This is a genomic window from Limnospira sp. PMC 1279.21, from assembly GCF_032349615.1.
Classification (GTDB): domain Bacteria; phylum Cyanobacteriota; class Cyanobacteriia; order Cyanobacteriales; family Microcoleaceae; genus Limnospira; species Limnospira fusiformis.
Window position 1 is genome coordinate 1 of the sequence record NZ_JARPLU010000344.1, and the last position, 1,949, is coordinate 1,949.

The 1,949-nt window shown below is 39.9% G+C and carries 2 protein-coding genes; one reads left to right on the forward strand and one right to left on the reverse strand.

Going from position 1 to position 1,949, the window contains the following annotated elements:
• The coding region (locus P5683_RS24385; RefSeq protein ID WP_315669499.1) for a polysaccharide biosynthesis C-terminal domain-containing protein at positions 1-447 on the forward strand (447 nt) is incomplete at its 5' end.
• A gap of 190 nt (positions 448-637) precedes the next feature.
• Here P5683_RS24385 and P5683_RS24390 read toward each other — a convergent pair.
• Positions 638-1,949 (reverse strand): T9SS type A sorting domain-containing protein (locus tag P5683_RS24390; protein WP_315669500.1); only part of this gene is annotated, 1,312 nt, incomplete at its 5' end.

Genomic DNA, 1,949 nt, shown 5'->3' on the forward strand with positions numbered 1-1,949 from the left:
TTATTGGCCAATCTTATCACTGGATTGTACTACAATGTTTCTATTTGGTATCGATTGACCGATCGGACGCTATCGGGGGCTTGGATAGCATTGATCGGGGCTGCCATTACCATAGTGCTTAATCTTTGGTGGCTTCCCCTCTTTGGATTTTGGGGTTCTGCCTGGGCTACTTTGATATGTTATATGGTGATGCTTTGGATTTGCCATAGCTGGGGTGCTAGAGTTTATCCTATTCCCTACGATTGGAAAAGCATAGCCAAATATTTTGTAGCAGGTGCAGTTTTGTATGGACTTAGCCTTCTTTGGTCATCACCTTTCGATGCATTTTCATGGACTAATTTTCTAATTCATACCTTACTTTTTTTAACCTACTTGGGGTTCTTACTTTGGAAAGAAAAAGAGGTAGCGCAACCGATATGGGTACAAATCCGTAAAAGGATTTTCTAGTTATCCCTGTTAAAGATTTTAATTACTATCGTATTTTGAATAGGGTCAATCATTTATTTTTTTAACTTCAGAAAATCCTTTTTGAAGGGGCTAGACGATATAGTATTACTCGTATGAAGCAATCCGACTCGACAATTTCCCCTTTTGTAATAGAAAATCCTAATGCATAAAGCGGGTTCAAGTGCCTTCACTAAAGCTTAATAAATGAAAGGGTATAAATATGGCCTTTTTCAGCTTGTCTGAGGACTAAGAAATACAATCCCGTCGGTAAATGCATTACTTGCAACTGATTATTATCTGATTCTAGTGTCGTGGTCAATAGTTTTCTACCCAGTGGACAAAATAGTTCAGCATGGTAGATGCCTTCAAAAGGTTTTGAAAACTGAATCTTCAGTGACTCGTATACAGGATTGGGAAAGATTGTAACACTGGGATCAGATAGCGCGATAGTAGAATTAGATTTTTCTTCATATTTCCATAATTCGTAGCCATGACCGTTGTGACTTGCAGAGAAGAAAAAGGCTTGCCCATTGTAGTACAGCCAGTTAATATCCACATTTCCAACTTCTTGAATACCCTCTAAATTCAAAATTGGTCCGGTGTGAGATGGATTCCCATCACTTTGCCAAATTTGACCGTCCGCTTCCAACGTCGGTCCACTATTTGCAAGAAAATAAAAACGATCATCTAATCTGTAAAATGGAGCAGATGAAGAAAGTCCCAAATTGAAAAAAGGAGTACGAGTATTAATATTTTTTACCAAGGATGTGCCACTTTCCGTTCCGTTGGTACGCCACAATTCTGTGCCAGTACTGCTGTTCACGGCTTTAAAATAAAGCCAATTTTCATCTTCTAGCAAGGGTACAAATGCTTCATGGCTGTATCTGAAGTCCTTTAATAAGGAAGTGCCACTAGGTGTGCCGTCTGATACATATAGGTCATAACTATTTATTACTGATTGGGAGGAAAGCTGAAATAATACACGATTTTTAAATGCAAAGTAGTTGGGTATGTCTCCGCGCTCGGTCAATCCGGCTTGGGTCACAATCAAGCGCTGAGTCCCTTCTTCACTTCCATCACTTACCCACATTTCGAATCCTTCAATGCCATCATTTGCCATAAAAAACACCTTATCTCTATGGGCAAAGAAAGCATGAGGTTGGCTATGTGTTTGAAAAAAACCTGATCCTGATGTAGGGTTAATTTCTTTTACTTTATAAGTGGTGGTGCCATCGGTCGCAAATAATTCGATTCCAGTCCCTTCGTCTGCCGGAAAGTAGAGACGATCGTTCATGACTACACCATCAATATACGGCAAAAAATTACTGCCTAAAGATCCCTGCCTAATGTCCAATACCCTAGTTCCGCTTGAAGTACCATCTGTAATCCAAGGCTCTTGCCCATATGCTGGGGTGCTGATGAAAAAGATAGCTACTTCATCTCTCAAAACAAAGGCATCATGGAGGGTCTTTACAAAGCAATCTATGCTCCCTTGGCAAAAG